Source organism: Rhizobium phaseoli (assembly GCF_010668805.1).
GTDB classification, from domain to species: Bacteria; Pseudomonadota; Alphaproteobacteria; order Rhizobiales; family Rhizobiaceae; genus Rhizobium; species Rhizobium phaseoli_A.
On sequence record NZ_WUFT01000024.1, the window covers coordinates 61,288 to 86,332 of the forward strand.

General features: G+C 63.0%; 19 protein-coding genes and 2 pseudogenes. 10 read left to right on the plus strand and 11 right to left on the minus strand.

The window, feature by feature from the left end:
• The first annotated feature begins 147 nt into the window (after nucleotides 1-147).
• Genes GR197_RS27665 through GR197_RS27685 form a run of 5 tightly spaced genes read left to right on the plus strand, consistent with a single transcriptional unit; the run spans nucleotide 148 to nucleotide 5,220 of the window.
• Nucleotides 148-978, plus strand: coding sequence for a metallophosphoesterase (locus GR197_RS27665; RefSeq protein WP_164015421.1), 831 nt, complete (start codon nucleotides 148-150; stop codon nucleotides 976-978).
• The gene (locus tag GR197_RS27670; protein ID WP_164015422.1) at nucleotides 975-2,180 is read left to right on the plus strand and encodes an ABC transporter ATP-binding protein; all 1,206 of its coding nucleotides are present in this window, start codon (nucleotides 975-977) and stop codon (nucleotides 2,178-2,180) included. Before GR197_RS27665 ends, GR197_RS27670 begins: the two co-directional genes overlap by 4 nt.
• Nucleotides 2,173-3,096, plus strand: coding sequence for a carbohydrate ABC transporter permease (locus GR197_RS27675; protein ID WP_164015424.1), 924 nt, complete (start codon nucleotides 2,173-2,175; stop codon nucleotides 3,094-3,096). The genes GR197_RS27670 and GR197_RS27675 overlap by 8 nt, the downstream gene beginning before the upstream one ends.
• The gene (locus GR197_RS27680) at nucleotides 3,093-3,929 is read left to right on the plus strand and encodes a carbohydrate ABC transporter permease (protein WP_164015426.1); all 837 of its coding nucleotides are present in this window, start codon (nucleotides 3,093-3,095) and stop codon (nucleotides 3,927-3,929) included. Before GR197_RS27675 ends, GR197_RS27680 begins: the two co-directional genes overlap by 4 nt.
• Nucleotides 3,930-3,954: 25 nt before the next feature.
• Complete coding sequence (locus GR197_RS27685) at nucleotides 3,955-5,220, plus strand: ABC transporter substrate-binding protein (protein WP_164015428.1); 1,266 nt, start codon at nucleotides 3,955-3,957, stop codon at nucleotides 5,218-5,220.
• Between the two features lie 71 nt (nucleotides 5,221-5,291).
• Here the strand turns inward: GR197_RS27685 and GR197_RS27690 are convergent, their stop codons facing one another.
• Nucleotides 5,292-6,272 carry a substrate-binding domain-containing protein gene (locus GR197_RS27690; protein ID WP_164015429.1) on the minus strand — a complete coding sequence of 327 codons (981 nt, stop codon included), beginning with the start codon at nucleotides 6,270-6,272 and terminating at the stop codon, nucleotides 5,292-5,294.
• A gap of 196 nt (nucleotides 6,273-6,468) precedes the next feature.
• Between GR197_RS27690 and GR197_RS27695 the strand changes: the two genes are divergently transcribed.
• Nucleotides 6,469-9,312, plus strand: coding sequence for a M16 family metallopeptidase (locus GR197_RS27695; RefSeq protein WP_164015430.1), 2,844 nt, complete (start codon nucleotides 6,469-6,471; stop codon nucleotides 9,310-9,312).
• Nucleotides 9,313-9,346: 34 nt separating this feature from the next.
• Here GR197_RS27695 and GR197_RS27700 read toward each other — a convergent pair whose 3' ends face one another.
• The 3 genes from GR197_RS27700 to GR197_RS27710 form a co-directional block, all read right to left on the minus strand.
• On the minus strand, nucleotides 9,347-10,027 hold the full coding sequence (locus tag GR197_RS27700) for a GNAT family N-acetyltransferase (protein WP_164015431.1): 681 nt from the start codon (nucleotides 10,025-10,027) through the stop codon (nucleotides 9,347-9,349).
• On the minus strand, nucleotides 10,024-10,515 hold the full coding sequence (locus GR197_RS27705; RefSeq protein ID WP_164015432.1) for a MarR family winged helix-turn-helix transcriptional regulator: 492 nt from the start codon (nucleotides 10,513-10,515) through the stop codon (nucleotides 10,024-10,026). Before GR197_RS27705 ends, GR197_RS27700 begins: the two co-directional genes overlap by 4 nt.
• Nucleotides 10,516-10,593: 78 nt before the next feature.
• Nucleotides 10,594-11,763, minus strand: a complete 1,170-nt coding sequence (locus GR197_RS27710; RefSeq protein WP_164015433.1) for an MFS transporter — start codon at nucleotides 11,761-11,763, stop codon at nucleotides 10,594-10,596.
• A 167-nt stretch (nucleotides 11,764-11,930) separates the two neighbouring features.
• On the opposite strand from GR197_RS27710, the gene GR197_RS27715 reads away from it, so the two are divergent.
• Both GR197_RS27715 and GR197_RS27720 read left to right on the plus strand, forming a co-directional pair.
• Complete coding sequence (locus GR197_RS27715) at nucleotides 11,931-12,842, plus strand: agmatinase (protein WP_164015434.1); 912 nt, start codon at nucleotides 11,931-11,933, stop codon at nucleotides 12,840-12,842.
• Nucleotides 12,843-12,922: 80 nt separating this feature from the next.
• Nucleotides 12,923-14,431, plus strand: coding sequence for a winged helix-turn-helix domain-containing tetratricopeptide repeat protein (locus GR197_RS27720; protein WP_164015435.1), 1,509 nt, complete (start codon nucleotides 12,923-12,925; stop codon nucleotides 14,429-14,431).
• On the opposite strand, the gene GR197_RS27725 is transcribed toward GR197_RS27720, so the two are convergent.
• From GR197_RS27725 to GR197_RS27740, 4 genes are read right to left on the minus strand one after another with little or no spacing between them, the layout of a single operon-like run.
• Nucleotides 14,404-15,633 carry an MFS transporter gene (locus GR197_RS27725; protein WP_164015436.1) on the minus strand — a complete coding sequence of 410 codons (1,230 nt, stop codon included), beginning with the start codon at nucleotides 15,631-15,633 and terminating at the stop codon, nucleotides 14,404-14,406. The two genes, GR197_RS27720 and GR197_RS27725, sit on opposite strands and share 28 nt — an antisense overlap.
• Nucleotides 15,630-16,733 (minus strand): flavin monoamine oxidase family protein, encoded by a 1,104-nt coding sequence (locus GR197_RS27730; RefSeq protein ID WP_164015437.1) that lies wholly within the window; start codon nucleotides 16,731-16,733, stop codon nucleotides 15,630-15,632. The genes GR197_RS27725 and GR197_RS27730 overlap by 4 nt, the downstream gene beginning before the upstream one ends.
• Complete coding sequence (locus GR197_RS27735; protein WP_164015439.1) at nucleotides 16,730-17,434, minus strand: cupin domain-containing protein; 705 nt, start codon at nucleotides 17,432-17,434, stop codon at nucleotides 16,730-16,732. The genes GR197_RS27730 and GR197_RS27735 overlap by 4 nt, the downstream gene beginning before the upstream one ends.
• Nucleotides 17,435-17,436: 2 nt before the next feature.
• Nucleotides 17,437-18,180 (minus strand): SDR family oxidoreductase, encoded by a 744-nt coding sequence (locus tag GR197_RS27740; protein ID WP_164015441.1) that lies wholly within the window; start codon nucleotides 18,178-18,180, stop codon nucleotides 17,437-17,439.
• 103 nt (nucleotides 18,181-18,283) lie between these two features.
• Between GR197_RS27740 and GR197_RS27745 the strand changes: the two genes are divergently transcribed.
• Entirely contained in the window at nucleotides 18,284-19,189 is a 906-nt protein-coding gene (locus tag GR197_RS27745; protein ID WP_164015449.1) for a LysR substrate-binding domain-containing protein, read from the plus strand.
• Between the two features lie 37 nt (nucleotides 19,190-19,226).
• On the opposite strand, the gene GR197_RS27750 is transcribed toward GR197_RS27745, so the two are convergent.
• From GR197_RS27750 to GR197_RS27760, 3 genes and pseudogenes are all read right to left on the minus strand, one after another.
• Complete coding sequence (locus GR197_RS27750; protein WP_164015443.1) at nucleotides 19,227-19,907, minus strand: peroxiredoxin-like family protein; 681 nt, start codon at nucleotides 19,905-19,907, stop codon at nucleotides 19,227-19,229.
• Nucleotides 19,908-19,979: 72 nt separating this feature from the next.
• The gene (locus GR197_RS27755) at nucleotides 19,980-23,225 is read right to left on the minus strand and encodes an adenylate/guanylate cyclase domain-containing protein (RefSeq protein ID WP_164015445.1); all 3,246 of its coding nucleotides are present in this window, start codon (nucleotides 23,223-23,225) and stop codon (nucleotides 19,980-19,982) included.
• Between the two features lie 180 nt (nucleotides 23,226-23,405).
• Nucleotides 23,406-23,932 (minus strand): annotated as a pseudogene (locus GR197_RS27760) (ATP-binding cassette domain-containing protein); the annotation flags it as partial.
• On the opposite strand from GR197_RS27760, the pseudogene GR197_RS27765 reads away from it, so the two are divergent.
• A pseudogene (locus tag GR197_RS27765) lies at nucleotides 23,916-24,781 on the plus strand (aldehyde dehydrogenase family protein); the annotation flags it as partial. The pseudogenes GR197_RS27760 and GR197_RS27765 overlap by 17 nt on opposite strands.
• Nucleotides 24,782-25,045: the final 264 nt, after the last annotated feature.

Genomic DNA, 25,045 nt, shown 5'->3' on the forward strand with positions numbered 1-25,045 from the left:
GGGCAGCCTTCTTCCTGCATGACAGATGGATGTCAAAACTGAGAAACAGCTGAAAACATCAGGTGTCTGATTGACATGCGAGCCTTCTAGAGAGGGCCCGAGAAGGGGGTGCGCACGACGCGCTTCCAAGGTCTCGGAGACGCGCTCGTGAAAATCATTCAGATCACCGACACCCATTTCAGTCCGAACAAGCCGCATTTCAACGGCAACTGGGCGCCGCTTCTGAGCTGGATCGAAGCGACCGGCGCCGACCTGATCGTTCACACCGGCGATCTCACCGTCGACGGCGCCGACAAGGACGAGGATATCACCTTCTCGATGGATCTGATGCGCCAGGTGTCGATCCCGATGCTGATCGTCCCCGGCAATCACGATGTCGGCCATCTCAAGGGATCCGACCAGCCCGTCAATGCCGAGCGGCTGGCCCGCTGGCGCAGCCTTGCCGGTGACGATCGCTGGCTGGAGGATGCGGCCGGCTGGCGCTTCATCGGCTTGAATTCGCTGCTTCTCGGCTATGAGGATGAGGAGGAAGAGGCGCAGTTCGAATGGCTCGCCAAGGCGCTCGAAGATAGGGCAGGGCGGCGCGTGGCGCTCTTCGCGCATAAACCGCTGTTCGTCGATGCGGCTGAGGAAGGCGACACCGGCTACTGGAGCGTTCGTCCGGCGCAGCGCCGACGGCTTTATGATCTGATAGCAGCCCATGACGTGGCGCTGTTTGCCAGCGGCCACCTTCACTGGGCCTGGCAGGGCCGTCTCGACAGCACTCAGCTGACCTGGGCTCCGTCAGCGGCCTTCATCATCGACAAGATGGAGCGCGAGATGCCGGGCGAGCGCCTGATCGGCGCTGTCGTTCACGAGTTCGATGCCGATGTCGAAAGCAAGATCGTCGCCGTTCCCGGCATGACCGCTTATGTGCTCGACGAGGTCGTGCACGAGGTCTATCCGCAGGCGGTAAAGCAGCGGGAACCCGTCGAATGAGCGCGCTCTCGCTTCGCGGCATCACGAAGGCGTTCGGCGGCAACCAGATCCTCGATGGCGTCAGCCTTGACGTCGAGGCTGGGGAATTCATCGCGCTGGTCGGCCCCTCCGGCTGCGGCAAGAGCACACTGTTGCGCATCCTGGCCGGCCTCGACCATGCCGACCGCGGTGAGATCCTGATCGGCGGACGGGATATGTCTGGCGTCGCCGCCGCCGACCGCAACATCGCCATGGTCTTTCAGTCCTACGCGCTCTATCCGCACCTGACGGCCTCGCAAAACATTGCGGTACCGCTGGCGATGCGCCGGTTGTCGAGAGTAGAGCGGCTGCCTTTTATCGGATCGCTGGTTCCAGGTCAGCGTGCTACCCGCGCGGCGATCGCCCGCGACGTCACGGAAATGGCGACATCGCTGAAGATCGACCATCTGCTCGACCGCAAGCCCGGCCAGATGTCGGGCGGCCAGCGTCAGCGTGTGGCGCTCGCCCGCGCCATGGTGCGCCAGCCGAGCATCTTCCTGATGGACGAGCCGCTGTCCAACCTCGACGCCAATCTGCGTGTCCACGCCCGCGGCGAGATCGTCGACCTGCATCGCCGCGCCGGCGTGCCGACGCTCTATGTCACCCATGACCAGGCGGAAGCGCTCTCGATGGCAGACCGCGTCGCCGTGATGATGGGCGGCCGGCTGCTGCAGATCGCCAGCCCTGAGATCATCTACGACGATCCCGCCCATATCGAGGTCGCCCGCTTCATCGGCCAGCCGCGCATCAATCTGCTGCCGGCTGTAGCTGAAGGCGGCGCCATTGCTTTCGGCGGCTTGCGCCTGACACTTGAAAATGCACCCGACAGGAAGATGCCGGTCACCCTCGCCATCCGTCCCGAATTCGTCTTTCTGTCCAAGAACCGGCATGACGGCCTTGCCGCCCATATCGAACGAGTCGAGTTCCTGGGCTCCGAGGTCATTCTCCATTGCCGGCTCGATGCGGTCGGCGAGACTGTCGTCGCCAAGGTTCAACCATTCGAAGCCTCGGGCCTTACATCAGGCGATGCGGTGGGACTTCGATTGTCGCCGGGCAGGACGCTAATCTTTGCCGAGGACGGCAGCCGGCTGGCCGGCAGCGTTGCTACAGGTGATGCCGGGCTCGGCAATGCCGATGCCGGGCTCGCGATGAGCGATGCCCCACGGGAGAGGGCGCATGGCTAGCGTCGTCTCCATGACCATTCCGCATGATTCCGCCGTTGCGCATCGGCGCAGCGAAGCCCGCATCGCCTGGATGTTGGTGTTGCCGGCGATGATCCTGCTGTTTCTCTTCGTGCTTTTGCCGGTTGCTTCAGTCATCGTGCTTGGATTCACCGATTTCGAACTCGGTTACGGCAAGTTCCGTTTCGTCGGCTTCGAGAATTATGCGCATCTGATCACCGACCGCACATTTCGCAAGTCGCTGTGGAATACCACGGTCTATACGGCGATCGTCGCACCGGCCTCGATCTTTCTCGGCCTCGGCATCGCCATGCTGATCGAGAGCGAAACCACGGCCCGCAGCGTCTTCCGCACTGCCTATTTCCTGCCCGTCGCTTCGCTGATCGTCGCCATGGCGACCGTCTGGCAATATATGTTCCATCCGACGATCGGCCCACTGAATGCGCTGCTGGCGCTTGTCGGGCTTCCCGGCCCGAACTGGCTGGGCAGCTCCGGCACGGTGCTTTGCAGCCTGTCGATCATCGGCGTCTGGCAATCCGCCGGTTTCAACATGGTGCTGTTCCTGGCCGGGCTGACGGCGATTCCGCGCGAGCTTTACGCGGCCGCCGAGGTGGACGGCGCCAGATCCGCCTTCGACCGCTTCCTGCTGGTGACCTGGCCGATGCTCGGACCGACGACGCTCTTCGTCATCACCATCAGCATCACCAATGCGGTCAAGGTCTTCGAGACGGTGAAGACGCTGACCGAGGGCGGCCCGAACAAGGCGTCCGAGGTGCTGCTCTTTACGATCTACCAGGAGGGCTTCGTCTACCTGCGCGTCGGTTATGCCTCGGCAATGACCGTGGTGTTTCTGCTGATCCTCGTTGTGCTGATGTTCCTGCAGTACCGCCTTCTCGACCGCCGGGTGCATTACACATGATGATGAGCGCTTTTTCCCTCGGCAGGGTCATCCGCCTGAGCCTGCTTTCCCTCGGGGCGATCATCTTCCTCGCGCCTTACATCTTCATGATCTCGGCGGCCGGCAAGACCCAGAGCGACATCTTTACCTCGTCGCTGTCGCTGATCCCGGCGCATCTCGCCTATATCGAGAATTTCGCCAAGGCCTTGAGCCGGGTGCCGATGGCGCGACTCCTGTGGAACGGCGTCGTCGTCTGCGGGCTGATCTTCTTCTTCCAGGTGCTGGTGGCGATCCCTTGCGCCTACGCCATGGCGAAGCTGCGCTTCGGCGCGGCGCGGGCCATGATGGTGCTTGTCATGCTCGGCCTTCTCGTGCCGATCCATGCGACGGCACTGCCGCTCTATGTCGCCTTCGACCGTGCCTCGCTGCTCAACAGTTATGCCGCTCTTGTCGCGCCCTTCACCATTTCGGTCTTCGCGATCTTCATGTTCCTGCAGTTCTTCCGCGCCATGCCTGACGATCTCATCCATGCCGCCCGCCTTGATGGCATGTCGGAGCTCGGCATCGTCGCCCGTGTCATCGTGCCGAATGCCTGGCCGGCGGTCACTGCCTTCGCCATCTTCTCGGTCGTCGCCCATTGGAACGATCTCTACTGGCCGCTGATCGTCATCAGCAAGCAGGACTATGCCACGCCGCCGCTCGGGCTGATGTACTTCCGCGCAGCCGAGGCCGGCGACGACTACGGCGCGCTGATGGCGGCGACCCTCATCATTACCCTTCCTCTCGTCGCCGCCTTCCTGCTTGCGCAGAAGCGGTTCGTCGAGGGTATCACCATGACCGGTCTCAAAGGCTGACCGGCTTCAACCAGGAGAACGAGCGATGAAACATATCACCCAGCTTCTCGCCGCAGCGGCCGTATCGATGGCAATCGCGCTTCCCGCGCATGCCGAAACGACGCTGACGGTTCACTACCCGATGCCGGGCTTCTTCAAGGACGTGATGGACACGATCTCGAAGAAGTTCATGGTGGAGAACCCCGATATCAAGATCCAGTTCGCCAGCCCCTCGGCAACCTATGAAGAAGGCATCCAGACGATCCTTCGCCAGGTCGGCACCAGCGAAATGCCCGACATCACCTTCATCGGCCTGAACCGCCTGCGCATGCTCGACGAACGCGACGTTGCCGTCGACCTCGGTCCGCTCGTCAAGAAAGACGGCAACATGGCCGAGCAGGGCTTCTCCGACACGATCCTCAAACTTGCCCAGGTCAAGGGCAAGCAGGTGGGTCTGGCTTTCGCGACCTCCAACCCGATCATGTATTACAACGCCGATCTGGTGAAGGCGGCCGGCGGCAATCCCGACAATCCGCCGAAGACCTGGGACGAGGTCATCGCGCTCGGCGGCAAGATCAAGGCGCTCGGCAACGGCGTCGACGGCATCGATTTCCGCTGGCAGGGCGACGACTGGATGTTTTCGGCGCTGCTCTTCGGCGCCGGCGGCAGGATGCTGAGCGATGACGAAGGCAAGGTCGCCTTCAACGGCCCGGAAGGTCAGAAGGCTGTCGAGGTCCTGCATCGCCTGGTGACCGAAGGCGGTATGCCGGTCTTCACCAAGCCTGCCGGCGAACAGGCTTTCGCTGCCGGCAAGGTCGGTTTCGAATTCCAGACGACGGGCGCGCTGCGCAACACGATCAAGAATGTCGGCGACAAGTTCGATCTGCGCACCGCCAAGATCCCGTTGATCGATCCGGTGAACGGCCGTCTTCCCACCGGCGGCAACGCCGTCGTCATCCTGACGCATGACGCCGCCAAGCAGGATGCTGCCTGGAAGTTCGCCAAATTCGCAGCCGGCCCTTACGGCGCCTCCGTCGTCGTGCCCGGCACCGGTTATGTCCCGAACAACGAGCTTGCCGCCAAGTCGCCCGAATATCTCGGCGATTTCTACAAGCAGAACCCGCTGTTCCAGGCAGGCCTCAGCCAGATGCCGGTGATGATCCCCTGGTATGCCTTCCCCGGCTCGAACGGCGTCAAGGTCACCCAGACGATCGTCGACAACCTGTCGCGCATCGTCGACCAGTCGGCCGAGCCGAAGGAAGCGCTTGACGACGCGGCCGCCGATGTCGAGGGCATGCTGCCGCGCAGCTGATGATCCTGCCCGTCAGAAAAGACGATCGGGCCGTCACGCCAAGCGCGTGGCGGCCCTTTTGTTTCGAAGCTTCAGATGGCGCGCACCGTGCCGCCGCGGCGAAGCGTATAGGCGACATCGAGATGGCGGGCAGGGGCGGCATTCTCCGCCATGTCGAGGAGCAGCGAGGCGGCCGTCGCCCCCATGCTGGCATCCGGCATTTCGATTGTCGTCAGCGGCGGATCGATCAGCCGGCCGATGGCGATGCCGTCGAAGCCGGCGACCGACACATCCCCGGGCACCGACAGTCCCTCGCGCTTCAGCGCACCGATGACGCCGAGCGCCAGAAGGTCGTTGGAGGCGATGATCGCCGTCGGCGCAAGCGCGGCCATCACAGTGCCGAGGTCGATCTGGTCATAGCCGCCGACGAAGGGGATCTGCACGGCGTCGAGCGATGGCAGCCCATTCTCGGCCATAGCGTCGAGATAACCACGGTAGCGCAGGCGGGCGCGGTCGGAGGCGGCGAAATTGCCGGAGAGGAAGAGAATGCGGCGATGACCCATGCCGGTCAGGAAGGTGGCGATCTCGCGGCCCGCGCCGCGATTGTCGGCGGTGACGGCCGCCGGAAACTGCGCGGTCGGCAGATTGTTGAGCAGCACGGTCGGCGGCAGCCTGGCCAGCAGCGCCTCGCTGGTCGACGGATCGCAGACGGTGAGTATGAGCCCGGTCGGCCGGTCGTTGAGCAGGGCGGCGACGGCATCGGCCTCGCGCGCCGGATCGTAATTCGACTGGGCGATCAACACGCCGTGGCCGGCGACCAGCATGCGGTTCTGGATGCTCGACAGCGATGAGGCAAAGACGGGATTGGTGATGCTCGGAATCAGCACGCCGACCACCGGCCTGCGCCCCATCCGCCCGACGGCGTGGCTGGTCGGGCGGTAGCCGAGTTCTGCCGCGGCGCGGCGCACCTTGCGCACCATCAGGTCGCTCGCCGGTCCGTCACTGTTGAGAACCCGGCTTGCGGTCGCCAGCGAACATCCGGCCCGGAACGCGACCTGCTGCAATGTCGCCATCGAAAACCCCTCCTGGTGACAGATAAGGCGCAATCCCTTAGGAGGTTTCGATGACATTGGTCTGACATTGGCGGAAGCGGCTGGCCGGAGTTTTGCCGTCTCGTCCATTGGCACACATAGAAGTTGAAGAGAAATGCAACCTGTGGAACAGTCAGGTCAACGCGACCCATACCTTTCACACTCATCCTGGACAAGAATGTCTCATAAATTGGAATGCTCCGCCGCCTGGCGGTTTCCCGCGACGGTCGCCCTTGTCGCAAGTTTCGCGTCGTCGGCCTTTGCGGACACCTCGTCCACGTCATGGCCACAAACGCAAAGCGACCTCCATGCCGACGCCAACGTCCATTTCGGCACGCTCGCCAATGGAATGCGGTTTGCGATCATGCGCAATGCCACGCCCCCCGGGCAGGCAGCGATCCGCTTTCGCATCGGCTCCGGCTCGCTCGAGGAAAACGACAACCAGCAGGGCCTGGCGCATTTTCTGGAGCACATGGCCTTCAAGGGTTCGACCCATGTCGCCGAAGGGGAGATTATCCGTATCCTGCAGCGCAAGGGCCTGGCCTTTGGGCCTGATACCAACGCCCACACCTCTTATGACGAGACTGTCTATGCGCTCGATCTTCCCGAGGTCGATGCCGATACGGTTTCGACGGGCCTGATGCTGATGCGGGAGACGGCGAGCGAGCTCACCCTCGATGCCGGCGCCTTCGATCGCGAACGCGGCGTCATCCTGTCGGAAGAGCGGCTGCGCGATACGCCGCAGTATCGCGCAGGGCTCGGAATCATGAATTCCTTGCTTGCCGGCCGCCGCGCGACCAGCCGCGTGCCGATCGGCAAAACCGACATCATCAGCAATGCGCCTGTAGACCTCGTCCGCGATTATTACCGGGCCAATTACCGGCCCGATCGGGCAACGCTGATGGTGGTGGGCGATATCGACCCGGCCGCCATGGAGGCCCAAATCCGGCAGCACTTCGGCGACTGGAAGGCCGTAGGTCCGACACCGTCAAAACCGGATCTGGGCACACTGGAGACGAAAGGCGAAAGCGCCGACGTCCTCGCTGTTCCCGGCGGCATGACCAGCATCCAGATTGCCTGGACGCGTCCTAATGACGCCGCGCCTGACACATTTGCCAAGCGCCGCACGCAGCTTATCGAAGATCTCGGACTGTTGGTGCTCAAACGCCGGGTGAGCACTATTGCCAGCAAGGCGGATGCCCCCTTTATCAGCGCGGTCGCCGGCTCCCAGGATCTTCTTGATTCCGCGCATATCGTCCTGATCGTGGCAAATTCCGAGCCGGATAAATGGCAGGCGGCGCTCGCGACCATCGACCAGGAACAGCGGCGTATCCAGCAATTCGGCGTTGCGCAGGCTGAACTCGATCGTGAAATCCTCGAATATCGCTCGTTCCTCCAGGCTGCTGCGGCCGGAGCCGCAACGCGCACGACCACCGACATCGCTTCCATGCTGGCCAGCAGCGTCGATGACAATCAGGTCTTCACGTCGCCCGCCGAAGACCTTTCGCTGTTCGAGACGATCACCAAGGACGTCACGGCAGCCGAGGTCAATCAGGCGCTGCGGCATGCCTTCTCCGGCAATGGTCCGCAGGTCGTGCTCCAGACGGCCCAATCACCGCAGGGCGGAGCCGACACGGTTCGGCAAGCCTATGATGCTTCAAAGGCTATTGCCGTCTCGGCATCATCAGGTGCAGCCGACGTCGCCTGGTCCTACACCCATTTCGGCGAGGCGGGCGCCGTGGTCGAACGCCGCGCCGTCGACGATCTCGACGTGACCATGCTGCGCTTTTCCAATGGCGTCCGGCTTACGGTCAAGCCGACCAAGCTGCGCGCCAACGAAGTGCTGGTGCGCGAAGATATCGGTCGCGGCCGGCTGGACCTGCCGCAGGACCGTCCCACCCCGATTTGGGCGTCTCCGGCTGTCGCGCTGTCCGGCGTCAAGGCCATGGACTACCAGGATATCCAGAAAGCGCTGACGGCCAACATCGTCGGGATCGACTTCTCGGTCGGCGACAGTTCCTTCAGTTTCGACGGTCGCACGCGGACTGAAGATCTAGCGACGCAATTGCAGCTGATGACGGCATACACCGCCGATCCCGCGTACCGCCCGGAGGCATTCAAGCGGGTGCAGCAGGCCTATCTGAGCGGCCTCGATCAGTATCAGGCGACCCCCGGCGGCATCGTCAGTCGCGATTTCGGAGGTCTCGTGCATTCCGGCGATCCGCGATGGACCTTCCCCGATCGCGCTGCCTTGTCCGCCGCCAAGCCGGACGATTTCGAGGCGCAGTTCCGGCCCATGGTTTCCAACGGCCCGATCGATATCACCATCGTCGGCGACATCACGGTGGATGACGCAATCCGGATGACAGCCGAAACCTTTGGCGCTTTGCCGCAGCGGCCGGAGGCCGCGCCGAGCAAGGATTGGGGTGACGTGCGTTTTCCGGCGGCGAACCAGACGCCCGTTTTGCTGACCCATAGCGGCAGGGCGGATAACGCGGCCGCCGCCTTCGGGGCCCCGATCGGCGATTTGCTCTCCGATCTGCCGCGGTCCTTCACCGCCAATATCGCCACCCAGATTTTCCAGAACAGGCTGATCGACCGGTTTCGTATTGCGGAAGGCGCAAGTTATATCCTGGAGGGTGACGCGAACCTGTCACGGGAAATCCCCGGCTATGGCTACGCATTCTTCTACGTCGAGACGGAGCCGGCAAAGATCGGGCGCTTTTATGCACTTGCCGACGACATCGCCAATGACCTGCGGTCGCATGATGTCTCCCCGGACGAGTTCGCGCGCGCCCGCGAACCGATCATCGAAACACTGAAGCATCAGCGGCAGAGCAACGAATATTGGATCGAATCTCTGCGGGGCGCTCAGACGGATCCGCGTCGCTTGGAGCGGATACGCGACAGTCTCAGCGGCTACGCCAAGGTCACTGCCGGGGATATTCGCGCGTTTGCCGGGACCTATTTCAGTCCGGAGAACTTCTGGAAATTCGAAGTGCTGCCGGCGGCGGTAAGATAGGCGCTCCGGGGCTTCAGCGCCGTCGTACGATCGCTCAGCCGCGGCGTTTGACCACGCGCATGTTCATCTCCGAGCGAAGCGTGAAGCCGAGCGTCAGGTAGAGGGAGATGGCGGATGTGTTTGCCGCATAGGCATGCAGATAGGCCGTATCGCCGCCGGCTGCGATTTCGCCGGCAACGAAGCGGAAGAGCAGGGTGCCGAGGCCACGCCCCTGGAAATCGGGATGGGTGCAAAGCCCGCTGAGCTCGATGAACCCGGTCTGCCGCATCCGCTGCCCGGCTATTGCCACCAGCCGGCCCTCGCTTCTGATCCCCCAGAAGCTGCCGAGGCTCTGGGCTCTGAGCGTGAATGGCCCGGGTTTGGTCAGTGTCGCCAGGGCCAGCATGTCGGCGGCATCGGCCTCCGTCAGCCTCTCGATGCGGGAATCCGAAATCCGCTCGTGCGGCCGCTCGGCAATCATCTGGACCGCCGATGCTTCCGTGACGACGGCAAGGCCCGTTGGGATGGCGATCAGCCCGGCCTCTATGAGGATCATGCTCTCCTCCGACGCCGGCAGCATCTCCAGGGCGTCGAGGCTTTCGGGCCTATCGTCGGCGGATGCTGCGAAGGGGACGATCGATGGTGGGTATCGCCGTGCGTTTCGGTTGCCTTCTGCGAGGCCGGCATGTGCTGTCTCCAGCGCCGTCCAGATCGGCCGGTCGAGGATATGGGTCATGCTTCCTCCTCCTTGGCGGCGTGGCGGCGCGCAAGCGGCACCGCTGCAAGCCCGTCCTCGATGGCTGCGAGCTGCTGGAGAATCGGCCCGTCGAGATCGCCGCAGAGATCCGCAACGGCGGCCGCGATGCGCGGCCAGATGACCATCTTCGAGTGATCGACGAGATCCTGTCCCTTGCCGGTCAGCGAGACCAGTCTGCGCCGTTGATCGTCGGGGGCCGGCTGCATATCGACGAAGCCGAGTTCGAGAAGCTGGCCGATGGTGCGGGTTGCGCCGGGCTGGGTGATCCCGACCGCTTGCGCAAGCTCGCCGATCGTCAGCGGGCCGGATCGGTCGATCGCTGCCAAAAAGGGATATTGGCCCGCCTGGATGCCGAGACCGGCTTCGTCGATGACCTGCTGCGTATCGGACTGCAGCCTCTCTCCGATCCGCCGCAGCCGGCTGCCCATGCACAGAAAACCGAGCGTTCGGACCACATCTTCGACCATGCCCGTTCTCCATTGTATTGAATGTTATATAACGCGTTATGCATTCGTGACTCAAGTCCTGAAATTCGAGGGCAGGGTTCACCCGCCCCGCCGTCTCCCGGCCATCAGTAACACCGCCAGGACACAGCTGAGCAGGCCAAGCGACATTGGCAGCCCTTGGTGTCCGACCAGCTGCATCGCCAATCCCGCCGCGGGCGAGCCCGCCATGCCGCCGATGCCCCACGCCAAGGCGAAGGCCGCGTTGCCGGCGATCAGGGTCTGGCCGGTGAAACGCTCGCCGAGCTGGATCAGCGACATGGTGTAGATACCGAACGAGACGCCGCCCCAGACGAAAACCAGCGGCCAGATCAGCCATATGTTGAAGACCAGCGGCAGCAGCAGGCAGCCGGCAAGGCAAGCCAGGACACAGAATGACATGGTCCGCTTCGAACCGAACCGTTCGGCCACGCGCCCGAGCAGGATCTGCAACACGGCATTGCCGGCGATGAAACAGGTGATGAGCGAAGCGATCCGTCCCACGGCGCTGCCGAGGGCCGCGCCATAGACCGCGAATAGGGAAAGCAGGATCTGCTCGAAGGCGGCAGCTGTGAAAACAGCAAATAACAGCAGCGGCGCCAGTGCGAAGAAGTCGCCGAGCGATGTTGCTTCGCCTTCGCTGGATATCTTTGGCACGCGTGGTGCGACCGCCAGCACGATGAAGCCGCAGGTGATGAAAGCCGCGATACCGATCATGAAGGGCGGCCAGCCCTCCGTGCCGGTGAAGCCGAGCGACAGCGGGCCGATGGCGAAGCCAGCCGAAACGATCGACGAATAAAGGCCCATGATGCGGCCGCGCCGCGGCGCCGGCGTGATCGTGATAAGCCAGGTCTCGCTGATCACATAGAGCGGATTGGCGAAGACGCCGAGCAGGAAGCGCAGCGGCATCCAGGCCCGAACATTCTGCATCAAGCCAATCGCCATCAGGGTGAGGGCGGCCAGGATCGAACACAGAATGGCCAGCCGCGCCCCGCCGAGGCGCCGTGAGAGCGCCGGAATGAAGGGCGCCGATACAACGAAACCCAGCGGCGTCATCGCCGCCGACAGGCCGATCAGGCCGGATGTCGTTCCCTGCCGCTCCAGGATGAAGCTCAGCAGCGGATAGGTCAGCCCCTGCGCCACGGCGAATACCGTAACGGTCGCGATGATCCCCGCCATCGCCGCCCATGGGATACGGGCCTCCCTCGGTGACAGGATGTTTTCGGCGCTCATGCAGATGTCCTCGTCAGACCTCAATGTTCTTAGAACCTTGGAACCCCGGCTCAGGAGGATGAATTCTGCGGGATATGGCGAACGCCGTAATTAAGCTCTCCCAAAAAGTTCTCAAAAATTTCCAAAGGGGCTAAACAGATCAGGATCGAACGCAGGACCATCAGGATATGACCGCCTCGCCCTCCTTTCTCGGCCTTCCCAATCGCCTCGCTGATGACCGCTTGCCCCGCGCGGTGATTTTCGCGGCCGCCCACGGCACCACCTATCCCGGCAAGGACGGTAGCGGCTATGCCTTGGCGGCCGGCGCCATCCGTTCTGCAAGCCAGGACGATGCCGGTCTCATCGAGCATTGGGATTTCGATCTCGGCGGTCCGCTGTTCGACGGCAAGCCGATCTCATGCATCGACGCCGGCGATGTCGAGACCATTATGCACGACAATTTCGGCAACCGGGCGCGGATCGAGGCGAAGACGCGCGAGGTATTGGCACTGCCGGCCATACCGATCCTGCTCGGCGGCGACTGTTCCGTGACCATTCCTTTCCTTGCCGGCTTTGCGGCGCAAGGGCCGGTCTGGGTTCTGCAGATCGACGCCCATATCGATTGGCGCGACGAGGTGCATGGCGAACATCACGGTTATTCAAGTCCGATGCGCCGGGCGAGCGAGATGCCGCATGTCGCCGGCATGGTGCAAGTCGGCCTGCGCAGCGTCGGCAGCGCGCGCACCGCCGACATCGAAGCGGCGCAACGCTATGGCAGCTGTTTTGTCACCGCTCGCGAGCTTCATAGCCAGGGCGTTGGCGCCGCCCTCCGGCATATCCCGGAAGGAGCGCAGGTGGTCGTCACCCTTGATTGCGACAGCATCGATCCCGGCATCATGCCTGGTGTGGCGGCACGTACCCCTGGTGGCCTCACCTACACCGAGGTGATCGACCTGATCGCCGGCCTCGGCAGGCGGGCGAGGATCGCGGGATTCGACCTCGTCGAGTTCTATCCTCCGGCCGACATCGACGGCCTGTCGGCGCTCACCGCCGCGCGGCTTCTCGTCAATACGATCGGCACCGTCGTCCGGCAGGCTTGATCCTGCTGCTCGCAGCAAGCCGTCGATTGTGTCCCGGACGAACAGTTTCATCCAAGCTTTAAAGACTCTAGGATGCGCCTATGCAGGGATCGCGCTTTGCCTTTGGTCCGTTCGTGCTTGATCCGGCTGCGGGAACGCTCCTTCGGAATGAGGATCCCGTGGCCGTCGGCGACCGCGGGGTGAAGCTGCTTGCGGCGCTCGTCGGGCGGCCGGGCGAAATTCTCGGCAAGGCCGAGTTGATGGATGCGGCGTGGCCGGGCAGGGCGGTGGAGGAGGGCAACCTCACCGTCCAGATCGCGCAGCTGCGAAAGCTGCTTGGCCCTGCTGCCGACGGCGGCGAGTGGATTGCCACGGTTCCACGCGTCGGCTACCGCTTTACCGGGGCCATAGATCAGCTCGGCGGCGTCAAGCGAAAGGCTTTGCCGTTGCCTGACAGGCCATCCATTGCTGTGCTGCCCTTCGTCAATATCAGTAACGATCCCGAGCAGGAATTCTTCGCCGATGGGCTGACCGAAGACCTGATTACCGACCTTTCCAGGATGCCGGGTCTGTTCGTTATCGCCCGCAACTCGGCGTTTTCCTACAAGGGAAAGACGGTTGATATGCGAGAGATCGCCGAGGAACTCGGCGTGCGCTACCTGCTCGAAGGCAGCGCACGACGCGCCGCAGGACAGGTCCGTATCAATGCCAAGTTGATCGACGCCATCAGCGGCGATCACCTGTGGGCGGAACGCTTCGATCGCAGCCTTGACGATATCTTTGCCGTTCAGGACGAGGTGACGGAGAGGATCGTCGAGGCGCTGCTCGGGCGGCTGCGCGCGCCACCGCCGCGCAATCGGCCAAGCAGCCTTGAGGCTTACGACCTCTGTGTGCGGGCGCGCAGGCTGATGGATGATTCCCCGCAGACGGCTGAGGAAGCGCATCTGATGCTGACGCACGCTGTCTCCCTCGACCCTGATTATGCCGAGGCCTATCGCTGGCTTGCCATGAACCACTGGATGGGACGGATCCATAGCGGCGGGCCGACGGAATTCAATCGTAGCCTCGCTTTAGAACTGGCACGCAGAGCCATCACGCTCGATCCCAACGATGCCGGCTGCCGTTGGGTCCTGGCTTACCTGCTTGCCTATGAGCGCGACTTCGCCGAAGCGGATGCGGAATTCGCCAAGGCGATCGAACTCGACCCGAATGAGGCCGATACTTTTGCGGCGCTATCCGACATCACCGTCCTTGCCGGTCGGGTCGGCGAGGGGCTCGAGCATATTCGCAAAGCGTTCCGGCTGAACCCGTTTCCGGCAAGCTGGTACTATCTGACACTCGGCCAAGCGCAATATGCGGCCGGGCAATATGTGGCCGCCGGCGAGACGCTGCGCCGCGACGAGACCTATCGCACAAGCTCACGCCGTTTCCTGGCGGCAAGCCTTGCCCAGCTCGGCCGGCTCGACGAGGCGCGCGCCGAGACCGACCTCTTCCTCGTCGCCAACCCGCATTTTTCCATCAGCCACTGGGCGGCGACCGAGCCATTCCGCGACGCTCGGACGCTTGAGCATTTCGTCGATGGCTATCGCAAAGCCGGTCTTCCCGAGTGATCGCCGGGCCGCGCCGCCCGCCAGACCAGGGGAACCAGCACCAGGGCGGCGGCCGGCAGCACGATCCAGTTGATCGTCTCCCAGCCGGAGCTATGGAGAAGCGACCCGGCGGAGAAGGACGCGCAGGCGACGGTACCAAAGACCAGGAAGTCGTTTGCACCCTGCACCTTGCTGCGTTCGGCCGGCGTATGGCAGTCGGCCACCATGGCGGTTGCGCCGATGAAGCCGAAGTTCCAGCCGATTCCGAGCAGAACCAGCGAGAGCCAGAAATGGGCGATGTCGAAGCCGGAGAGCGCGACGGCGGCCGAGCAGCCGATGAGCAGGAGGCCGACGGCCGCGACCCGTTCCTTGCCGAAGCGCACCATCAGGCGGCCGGTGACGAAGCTCGGCGCATACATGGCGAGAATATGCCATTGGATGCCCAATGCTGCCTGGTCGATCGAATGACCATGCCCGACTATGGCGATCGGTGACGCGGTCATCACGAAAGTCATCAAGCCGTAGGAGACGACTCCGGTTGCGATGGCGAGAAGATAGCGCGGCGATGTGAGGATCTGGACAAGCGGCCGCTCCAGAGCGCTTTCCGACGCGTGAGCCGTCGGCGGCGTCGATGTGCGAAGCATCAGCAGCACAGGAAACGCCAGGGCGGCGAGAACGGCCTGGCTGAGGAAGCTCCCGGCGAAGGGTGTCCCCGGCAGAGCGTCGCGCGTCCAGATGACGAGCTGCGGGCCAATGATCGCGGCGATCAGGCCGCCGACCATGACGCGGGCGATCGCCTTGTGGCTCTGCGCTGCGGTGGCGTTGTCGGTCGCGGCGAACCGGTAGCTCTGCACATAGGAGGAATAGAAGCCGGCGAGGCAGGTGCCGAGACAGAAGACCAGGAAGCTGGAGAGCACGATCCCCAGCGCCGCGATCAGGCCCGAAACCATGCCGATCACCGAGCCCAGCAGATATCCGGGCTTGCGTCCGAACCGACGCATCACCCAGGCGGCAGGGAGCGTCCCGAGCGCCAGCCCAAGGCTGAGAAGGCTGACGGGAAGCGTGACGAGATCGGGATCGGTCGACAAATGCTGCCCGACCAGACCGCCGAGCGAGACGATGATCGGAGCATTGGCGCCACCGAAGGCCTGCGCAATGGTAAGTACCCAGGAGTTGCGCTTTGCGGCTGCCGGGTCGGCCGAGGCTTGCTTTATGACGTTCATCTGGAATCCATCTTCGACAGAATGTCGGCGACCGCGCGACCGGCAGCGACGACTGCGCCGGCGAGATAACCAGGTTCGGAAGGACTTGTCTCGCTGCCGGCCAGGATGAGGCGGTCCTTCCACAGGCCAGACACCCATTGCGAGCTTCCCGGCAGCGGATGCGCCCCGCCGACACGATCGGCGGCGGTGGCTGTCAGCGGATCGGCTGCCCAGTCCTTCAACAGAACCGCCCGAGGTTTGAGGGCAGCGGAGCCGAACAATTTGGCGAGCTGTGCCAGGCAGGCTTGTTTCAACATCTCCTCGCCGAGCGCGGCGCGCTGATCGGCGCCGACCCCTGGGAAGCCGAAGAGGGCGGCCTTGCCCGAGGCGGTCGTCGCGTCATGAATTTCCACCAGCGGTCCGACCATGCTTTGCGCGGTGCCTGACAACTCGGCTGTTTGCCAGAATGCTTCGTCGTAGACGGCGAAGAACTTCGCGTGCGGAGCCATCCATGTGGCTGTGTCGCGCCAGCGGGCAGCGATTGCCGGATCCTGTTCCGGGCTGAAGCTTACCGTCGCTTCCAGCAGCCGCGGCGGGAGGGCGGCGACAACCTGCTCCGCCTGGAGGACGTCGCGACTGACCCGCCCTCTTTCGACGGTGAGCTCAACCCCGGTGCCGGAGAGTGCCATCGCCGTCACCGTCGCATCGCGGAGGATCCGGTCGGCGGGGATGTCGCGCGCCAATGCGCGCACCGCCGATGCCATGCCGCCGGAAAGCCGCATCGACTGCTGCTCCACCATTGTGGGCCGGTAGCGCTGCGGCGTCTCCCGGGACATCCTTTCGATGATCACGTCGCCCTCGCTGTTTTGCGCGAAGGAATGCAGGCCGAGTTCGCCGATCAGCGTCTCCATCGGCGGCTGCATCCGCGGCCAGTACCAGGACGGGCCGAGGTCGAAGCCGTCTTCCGCCGGCATGCCGGTTTCATCGGCCGTCAGAATGCGGCCGCCCAGCCGATCCCGCGCTTCGAGAACGATCACATCGATACCCGAAGCATGGAGCGCGCGGGCCGCATAAAGGCCGGCGAGGCCGGCACCGACGACGGCTACTCTGCATGCCTTCATCTCGCCTGTCCTTTGTCGTCGGCCTGGTCGAAGCTGCAGACGTCGTTGTGAAGCAGAGGGGCCGACTTGTACCAGACCTTTGCGCCGTGATCTCCGACCCGCGCGCGGAATATTTGCCCACGGGGAAGGCGCAGCCAGCTCCAGCGTTCAAGTGTGTCGCCGGCCTCAGTCAGGGAGCCGTCGATCACCAGCAGCTCAAGTCCTTGGAGATTGGCGAGTTCGATGTCGGCGTGTGCCTGCCAGTCCTCGAGCATCACACGCTCGTCTGCTCCATCGAAAAGGGTTGTTGACGACATCACCGCATCGCCAAGCCCGCCGCTTCGACCTTGACCGGGCAGGCGGACGATCCGTTCCCGGTCGCCTTGCTTGAACTGCCAGAGCTTGACGAGGATCACGCATCCGTCCTCGCTTCCCGGCGCATGCCCGGTTCCGGGAGGATTTCGAACGTAGCTGCCGGTAGGAAAGTCGCCGCTCTCGTCCTGAAAGACGCCGTCCAGAACGAAAAACTCTTCGCCGCCTGGATGTTCGTGATGCGGGAAGCGGCTGCCGGCCGCATAGCGCACGATCGAGGTGGCGCGGGCCTTTTCGCCGCCGATGCGAAACAGCATCCGCCGATCCACGCCTTTGGTGGGGCTCGGCATCCATTCGAGCCGGCCGGCATGGACGAGGGCACGCTCGGAGAGGTCGTTGTTGAGCAACATGGTCAAAGCTCCGATCTGCCGCCGTCGACGACGATCTCGGCGCCGAGCATATAGCTCGACGCGTCGCTGGCAAGGAAGCAAACAGCGGCTGCGATCTCCTCCGGCCTGCCCATGCGCCCGATCGGCACCTGTGCGCCGACCCGCTCCGCATAGGCGCGAAACTCTTCCTCGGTCTGGTTCTTTCCACGGTGAATAGGTGTCTCGATCGAGCCGGGGCTGACGGCATTCACCCGGATCTTGCGGTCTATCAGTTCGGCAGACATCGTCCGGGCGAAGGAGCGAACGGCCGCCTTGGAAGCGGAAAGGACCGCCCGTCCCGGCGTGCCGACCTGGTTCAGCCAGGAGGTGTTCAGAATAATCGAGCTGCCCTCACGCATCAGCGGCAGGACAGCCTGCACCGTGAAGAAGACACCTTTCACGTTCGCGTCCATGATCGTGTCGTAGGTCTCTTCCTCCGTGGTTGCGAGCGGCGTACCGAGCGCCACGCCGGCATTTGCGAAAAGAATATCCAGCGACCCGAACGCATGCTGAAGCTCTTCTCGCATGCGCTTCAGATCATCAATCGACGATATGTCGGCACGGATTGCAACGGCATTGCCGCCCAAATCATCCACGGCGTTGTCGAGCTTCTCCTGCGATCTGCCGGTAATGGCCACCCGTGCACCGCCATCGCGCAATTGCCTTGCAGCCGCGAGACCGATCCCGCTCGAGCCGCCAGTGATCAACGCCGTCTTTTCCTGAAACATCGTCGCAAACCTCTTTGTCTTTCCTCCAGCGTAGCGCCCGAGATTGCATTAGCGAGGAAAACCGGGCATACCGAAAAGAAAGAAAATCTTTGTCGTGAGCTTGATGAGAGACCTGACCAGATTGAAGTCCCTGCAGGCGCTGGAGGCTTCCGCGAGACATGGCAGCTTCGTCGGTGCGGCAGCCGAGCTGGATGTCACGCCTCCGGCCGTCGGGCAGCTCGTCCGTTCGCTGGAGGATTGGGTCGGCTATCCGCTGTTCAGAAGAAGGCGCTCCGGCGCCGAAAGGCTGACCCCCGTCGACGAGGCCGAGGATGCGCTCAATGATATCGCGGAAGGGCTCGATCGTCTCGAAACCGGGCTGCGGAAGCTTCGCGGCAGGAAGGCCCGGTCGGTCGTGGTGGTTACGGCGTCCCAGGCGCTGGTTGCCAACTGGCTGCTGGCAAGATTGGACGACTTCTCGACGAACTACCCGACGATCGATGTCCGGCTTGATGTCTCCGACAGGGTCATCGATCTGGCCCAGGGCGAGGCCGATATTGGCATACGCTGTGGTCTTGGTGCCTGGAAGGGTGTGAAATCGACGTTCCTCATGAGCGAGGAAATTATCGCTGTTTGCCACAATCGGCTGCTCAAGGCGGATCGGGAGGTGACCGCCGGCTGGATCGTCGAACAGACGCTGATCCATGACGGCACGCCGCATCCGGGCGGCAACTTTCCGACATGGGCGGAATGGCTGGCCAAATCCGGCGCAAACCAGGTTCCGGCAGAACGCGGGCTGAAGATCAATTCCACGGCGGCAGTGATCCAGGCTGCCGTCGCGGCGAGGGGCGTTGCCCTCGTGCGCAAGGCGCTCGTGGCACAGGAACTCGACAGCGGCAGGCTGGTCCATCTGTTGCCGGATGTCCGCTGGCCTGTGAAGTGGGCGTATTACATCGTCGCAGCGCCAAAGGCGTTGCGTCGATACGAGGTTGCAGCCTTTCACGACTGGCTGGCCTCGCGCCCGAGATAGACGCCGAGGAGTAATCCCGAACGAAAGACTACTCGCTTCAAACAGCCATATTCGACGCTGCCGACATCACTTCCCGAGGGGCCGGACCACCGAACATATGACGGCCGCCGTCCTCGACTTCGGTGAAACACCAGCGCACGACGCCATCTCGATCGAGCAGGAATTCGCCGACGAGCTGACCGTGGCCGGTCGCAATCATCTGCGTGTCATCCTCGGTGAATTCGTAGCCATCGGCCTTGTCGAGATAGTCCACCGCCGCCATCACGTCCATCGGCTCGGGGAGCTCACCGGGCATGTCGATGCGCATCGAGGTCACCGTGCTCATGCTGAGCTTGTGCGGCCAGTCATTCTCGGCTTCGGTGAACTGGACATTCGGCAGGCCGAACGCCCTGTGCGACATCCGCTCGGGGTCGGAGGCCGCCAGCAGGTTGGGAAGCGGGTGGTAACGGAAATAGAGGCGGGCGCGCTCGATTGGGGTATTCACGACAGTCAGGCTGTCGATGCCCTTTTCCTGCAAAGCTCCGGTGAGTTCGGCCATGGCGGCGATCTGCCGGCGGCAGAAGGGGCAATGCAGTCCGCGGAACAGCCCGACAAGCACCGGCTTCTGACCGCGAAAATCATCGATGGCGATCTTGCCCTGGCGGGTGATCGCATCCAACACCACGTTCGGCGCGCGATCTCCAGGCTGCAATGGTCTTTCCGAGTGGTTCTCCTGCATGATTAATTCCTCCCTTTATCTGTTTGACTTGATTTGACTAACCGATCTTCGGAAGTTGCGCCGAGAGGAGGATCAGTCGAGGAACGGTAAGACGACGAGTGTGCCTGGATCGAGGTTGTGGCGAATGCACACATCCTGTGCCAGCGTGAAATACCGCTCCGCCTCGTCCATGTCGTCATGCTCGAGGCTCAGTGTCGCCAAGCCATCATAGCACGGAAAGAGCAGTTGCGGCTCGTCAATTTCCTTCGCAACCTCAAGGGCTTCCTCGTAATACTTACGAGCTAGCTTCGGCTGGCCGTGGCACTGATGAATCTGCCCGAGGACGATCAGCGGCACGGAAAGATGATCGCGCTGATCGAGAGCCCGGTCGATTTCGATGGCCTTCTCCGCCGCCGGAACACCCTCGGCCGCGCATCGATCGGTAAAGGTGCAGCAGGAAACCGCGAGATTTGCGAGAAGTCGCGCCTGGAAGCCGAGATCGCCGATACGGGTGGCGACCTCCAGTCCGCGCCGGCAGATTCTGATTGCGTTGGCCGGATCGATGATCGTGTAGAGAACCCCGAGATTGGAATAGGCGCGGCACGCTGCACTTTGCAGATCGGCCTGTTCGGCGACTGAAAGGCTGCGCTCGACTTCCTGCACGGCCTCGCGGCGGCGTCCGAGCCGCGCCAGTGCCGCACCCTTGGTGTTCAGCGCCTCCGCCATTGCGCGCGCCGCCTCCCGTCCAGCCTCGGTCGTTCCGTCGACTGGTAGCGTCTGCAGGCATTGCAGCGCCTGCGTCGCCCACTCGGCGGCAGCAGCCTGATCGCCCATGCGGAAGGCCAGATGGCCGCGCTCCTGCAGGAGATGCGCATGTTCGACCGGCGCATCGATCGTCGCGATCATCGCTTCGGCCGCGGCGCAATGGGTCTCCGCCTGGTCGCGGCGCCCTGCATCAAGATGCAGACGGCCGATCTTCCGCAATATCTTCGCCGCGGCAATCCGATCGTCCTTGGTACGGTGGATCGCAAGCGCACTATGATAGTGGTTCAAGGCATCGTCGCGCCGGCCGGCAGGGCCACAGAGATCGGCAAGACGCTCCAGCAGCGCCAATTGTTCCGGCGTCACCTCCGGCTCGTTGGCGAAGGCGGCAAGAGCTTGACGGTAAAGGCGCATCGCATCGTCATTGGCGTGGGTTTTGCGCGCCAGATCGCCCGCCGCCATCAGATAACCGGCTCCCTTGGCTTTTTCGGTGGTCAGGCTGAAGTGATGGCCGAGCTGCGCCAGATGTTCCTGCCGATCGGGCGCCGCGCCATATTGGCGTTCCAGAACCCGGCCAATCCGAAGATGAAGCTCCATGCGCCGCTGCAGCAGGAGATTATGGTAGATGACGTCGTGCATCAGTGTCTGGCTGAAGCGATAGCCCGGTGACCCGGCCACATCGGGGCCGCGCAACTCCTCGATGATATTGCCCTCGCAGAGATAATCCAGCGCCGCATCGATGGCGGCCGGGTCGGTGGTGACGGTGCGGAGCAGGGCGGTATCGAACTTCGGGCCGACGACCGACGCCTCCTGCGCCAACCGTCTTATCTCGAGTGGCAGGCGATCGACGCGGGCAAGCAGCAGCGCCTGCAGATTGACCGGGATATCGACATCCCCGTCTTCGGTTGCGACATGCCAACGCTGACCGTCATTGTGCAGCGTGCCAATGTCGATCAGTGCTCTCAGGATTTCTTCGATGAACAGCGGATTTCCGCCGGCGCGGTCGAGAATGCGCTTACGCATCGTCACCGGCAGTTTGCCATGACCCTCGCCAAAAAAGGCAGCAAGCAGCTTCTGTCCGTCGGCTGCAAAGAGCGGGTCAAGACGTTGTACGGTGACGTTGACGCGATTGGAGTTCAACGGGTCGGTCTGCGATGTCGGCCGGTAGATCGCCATCAGCATCAGCCGGCTGCGCTCCAGCCGATCCATCATGTAGCGAAGCACTTCCAGCGAGGCAGCGTCCGCCCAGTGCAGATCCTCGATGACGAGCAGCAGGGGACCTTGCGCCAGCCGACGCTCGAAAATGGTGCGCACCGCATAGAAGATCTGTCGCCGCAACTGTTCCGGCTCGATGTGCCGCAACGCTCCATCGGGATCACCGAGGCCGAGGACATGCAGAAAGAGCGGCAAAAGTCCCTCGACATCCTCCTGCGTGAGATCGAGCGCGCGGAAGCCTGTCGTCAGCAGTTGCCGGGTCTTGTCGAGATCATCCCGCTCGCCGATGCCGTAAGCGCTGCGCACGACCGCGGCGAGCGTGCCATAGGATTGTTCGCCGAGAGGAGAGCAGGTGGCTTTGCGGATGGCAAGGCCCGGGAACCGGGTCGGATCGCCGGCGGTGCCGACGAACTCTGCGACCAGCCGCGATTTGCCGATGCCGGCCTCGCCGATCAGGCGGACAAGCTGCGCCGCACCGCCACAGGCGAGATCGAGGCATGTCAGCAACCGCGACAGCTCCGTATCCCGTCCGACCATCGGCGCCTGAAGGCCGAAACTTTCGAGCCCGCGCGCCGTATGCGGCGCTTCCAGCAGCCCCGTCAACCGATGGACGACGACATCTCCGCTTTTGCCGCGCAGCGCCTGCGCGCCAAGACTATCGAAGGCAAAGGCATGGCGGGTGAGGCGATAGGTCAGTGGCCCCACAAGGATATCGTTTTCGCCGGCCATCGATTGTAGGCGCTGGGCAGTGTTCACCGTGTCGCCGGTTACCGAATAGGATTTTGTACTGACCGCACCAAAGCCGCCGGTGACGACAGGCCCGCTATTGATGCCGATATGCAGACGCAGCGGCACGCCGGCGCGGGGCCGCCAGCGGTCGCCGACCACCGTGGCCCGACGGATCATATCGAGTGCAGCACCGAGCGCCCGGACAGGATCGTCCTCATGGGCGACCGGCGCGCCGAACAGCGCCAGCAGCGCATCGCCGACGAACTTGTCGACGAAGCCGCCATAGGCCTCGACCGCCTGGGTCATTTCCTCGAATAATTCGTTCTGCAGCACCCGCATGATTTCGGGGTCGATTTGCTCGCTCAGCGTCGTGAAGCCGCAGAGATCGGCAAAGAGCACGGTCACCGGCCGCCGGTCGGCGTCGCCATCGGATTTGGACGGCACCACCTCGGTGCTTCGTTTCGGCGCAGGCTGGACTTTGCCAGAAATCGACGCGCCGCATTTGGGGCAAAAGGCAAAATCGAGCTGACAAGGATTGCCGCAAGCGGCGCAGGAAAGAGGCTGCCTTGCGCCACATCGCGGACAGAAGGCAAAACCACTTTGAACATCGAAACCGCAGCCGGCGCACTCCATCGCACGCGTCCCACGAAGACCCGATGTGTGACGGCCAGGTTAGCCGCAACCACGGGCCTTAAATTAGAGAAGTAGCATGAACCTGCTGTCTCGTGCCCGCAAGCATTAAACAGCCGGCGGAACGGCGGTCGTCGTTGAGTGCCTGGCCGTCCTGAGATCCGTGCCGGACGTCAAACGATGTCACCTCGTCCCCGCAAGAAACTGCCGAAATCTTTCGGATTTCGGATTGGCGAAAAGTTCGTCAGGTTCGCCCGCTTCTTCGACGACACCCTTGTGAAGAAACACCACTTTGCTGGAGACGTCTCGCGCGAACCCCATCTCATGGGTTACAACAAGCATGGTTCGACCTTCCTCGGCAAGGGAGCGCATCACTTTGAGCACTTCCCCGACGAGTTCGGGATCGAGCGCAGAGGTCGGCTCGTCAAACAGCATGACCCTGGCCGTTGCGCGAGCGCGCGAGCGATCGCAGCCCGTTGTTGCTGCCCGCCGGACAAGTGCGCGGGATAGAAATCTCGCTTATCGACGATGCCGACCCGTTCGAGCAGAGCTTCAGCCTCCGCGATGCATTCGGCGCGATTGCGTTTCTGCACATGCACCGGTGCTTCGATCACGTTCTCCAGGATGGTCATATGAGACCAAAGGTTGAAGCTCTGAAACACCATGCCGATGTGTTCGCGCATCCGATCGACCTTTGCTGACGCCGGCCTGCCGGCGGGCGTGCTCAATCTCGTTTTCGGAGTTCCCGCCGATATTTCGAATTATCTTATTCCCCACCCGGTTATCCGGAAAATCTCCTTCACGGGATCGACCGTCGTCGGAAAGCAACTGGCCTCGCTGGCCGGCGCCACATGAAGCGCGTGACGATGGAACTCGGAGGCCACGCGCCGGCGCTCGTTTTCGATGACGCCGATATCGATCTGGCGGTCCGATTGTTGGCCGGTGCGAAGTTTCGAAACGCCGGACAGGTCTGCGTGGCACCGACACGGTTCCTCATCCAGGAACGCGTCTTTGAAAGATTTCTCGCTGGCCTGGTAAAGGCGGCCGAGGCAATCGACGTCGGCGATGGATTGTACGACGGTGTGACCATGGGGCCGCTTGCCAATGCGCGAAGGGTCGAGGCCATGGAAGCGCTGACAGCCGACGCTGTGATGCGCGGCGCAAAGATCGCAACCGGCGGCAAGAGGATAGGCAATCTCGGCAATTTCTTCCAGCCGACGGTTCTGACCGACGTTCCACAAGATGCGCGCGTGCTGAGCGAAGAACCGTTTGGTCCGCTTGCGATTGTCAGTGCCTTTTCAGACTACGCTTCTGCCGTTGCCGAAGCCAATCGCTTGCCATACGGGCTTGCGGCATATGCGTACACGACCTCTGCAAAGACCAGTGCCGGCCTTGCGCGGGATATCGAAAGCGGCATGCTGTCGATCAATCATCATGGACTGGCGCTGCCAGAGCTACCCTTCGGCGGCATAAAGGATTCCGGCTACGGTTCGGAAGGCGGTACCGAAGCGATGGAAAGCTATTTCAATACAAAGCTCGTAACCGAGGCGGTCAATTAGCGGACCGCCGATCCACGCGGTAACGTCGGGCGCGGGAACGGCACGCTGGGCAAACCTTCCGGCAAATAGACCAGCACGTCGAGAGGCGAGACTGTCGCATCTCTAACTGGCCCAACTGTCGCATTACTAAATAGCCGTGTGACTTCTAATGTAAATGCAACAAAGGCTTAAAGGCTACTACAGGGCAGGGAGATCAGCCCCCGATCCGACCGGCTGGGCCGGGTTGCAAGGGCGGAGCGGGGGCGGGTGATGACGCACCCCTTC